The organism is Fructilactobacillus sp. X7R9C1 (genome assembly GCF_059901005.1).
The window spans coordinates 1-1,547 of sequence record NZ_JBWXVG010000031.1; the positions used below are offsets into that span (position 1 = coordinate 1).

3 protein-coding genes are annotated in these 1,547 nt (G+C 31.5%); all 3 read left to right on the forward strand.

From position 1 onward, the window contains the following. Positions 1-110: 110 nt before the first annotated feature. Positions 111-452 (forward strand): helix-turn-helix domain-containing protein, encoded by a 342-nt coding sequence (locus AC6UD0_RS07190; protein WP_500708670.1) that lies wholly within the window; start codon positions 111-113, stop codon positions 450-452. Then, a complete protein-coding gene (locus tag AC6UD0_RS07195) occupies positions 433-846 on the forward strand; it encodes an ImmA/IrrE family metallo-endopeptidase (protein WP_500708671.1) in 414 nt (137 codons plus the stop codon). Before AC6UD0_RS07190 ends, AC6UD0_RS07195 begins: the two co-directional genes overlap by 20 nt. A 113-nt stretch (positions 847-959) precedes the next feature. Beyond that, on the forward strand, positions 960-1,547 hold a 588-nt coding region (locus AC6UD0_RS07200; protein WP_500708672.1), incomplete at its 3' end, for a PH domain-containing protein.

A 1,547-nucleotide genomic window follows, 5' to 3' on the forward strand; every position in this document is an offset into this window, starting at 1 on the left:
ATAATCAATAATGTAATTAAAATCGCCGCTAAACAATCTTTATTACATCCTTAACTATATAGACAACTGGTCGAATTGTCAACTACTTTTATTAGATTATTTTACTAAATATGAATAAAGGTGAACAGATGACTGTCTATCAACGCATTAAACAAATTGCAGATTCGAAGCATATTGCAATTTCAAGAATGGAAATGGATTTAGGATATTCAAATGGAAGCATTAGAAAATGGAAAGATTCGGTAAATACTGAAAAACTAAAACAAGTATCTCGATACTTAAATGTTCCAATTGAATACTTATTAGGAATGTCAGAAGAAGATAAAAAATCAGTTAATTTAGATGATTTATCAACCGTTATGAGATTTGGAGGTAAGCCTATTCCAGAGCAAGATAAAGAAACTATTTTAGGTATTTTGAGGAGCTTGAGAGATGCAAGAAATCATAAATAGTTTATTAGAATATGCAAAAAATAAAGGTATAAATTATGCAATAACAAGAACAGTTAGTTCGCATACCGAATCGTTAGCTGATACAGAATCAAGATCAATAATAATTAATGCAAATTGGTATAACCAACGACAATTACCATTTGTGGTTGCTCATGAGATTATCCACATTTTAACGTGTTCTAAAGATGATGCTATTTTAAGTTTCTCTACTGGGATGAAAGACAAATACGAACGCGAAGCAAATACGGGTGCAATAGATTTACTCATACCGTATTACATAGATGATAAAGAAATTGAACAAATCAACTTAGATGAGTTTATGAAGATGTTTTCGATTCCAAGTTCTTTAGCGGATACTTGCTATTACGAACTCAAAAAAGCAGTGCAAAATTAAAATTAGTTAAGTCCAAAGCCTGATTGACTTAAAAAGCTGTTCATTTTTTGGAGGATAATACTATGCGTGTTTGCCCAATATGTAATAACAAAATAACTTTATTGCAATTTAATATGCCGGTAAAAGACGGCGATATTTGTGATAAATGTTGTAAAAAGATCGGAATAAATGCTAAAAAAGTCGGAATTGTAACGAGCATGGCTGCTCAAAACTTTGTAACTGTGGATATGGTAAAAAATGCCATTGCAAACGGAGCTACAATAGACCCACTGAAATTAAAAGACGAAGCCAAACAAAAGAAACGCGAAGAAAAAGCAAGTAAACAACCAAATGGATCATCGCAAAATTCAGAAAGATTCGAACAAATTAAGCAACAATTAGATGAAGCTGGATTAACTGATACGTTTGGTACTAAACGTGAACTCAAGATGTTACCAGAAGTCTTAAATGATGATGAAACCATTAAATATGCTACTTCTGGTTTTACTGAAAAGGATTCTCAAACGGTACTGATGGTTCTGACTGATCAACGTATTATCTTTATAAATAAGAATTTACTTATTGGAAGTCAAACTTCAGATATTCCTATTTCACAAATAAATGGTGTGTCCAAGCATAAAGGAATGGCACTTGGAAGAATTGTTTTAATGAATGGAGTAACAGAAGTTGGAATAAAAAATATCTACAATAACAACGTAGAG

Coding starts and splice junctions, on each gene's coding strand:
- AC6UD0_RS07190 (WP_500708670.1), top strand. CDS start 111: ATGAATAAAGGTGAACAGATGACTGTCTATCAACGCATTAAACAAATT.
- AC6UD0_RS07195 (WP_500708671.1), top strand. CDS start 433: ATGCAAGAAATCATAAATAGTTTATTAGAATATGCAAAAAATAAAGGT.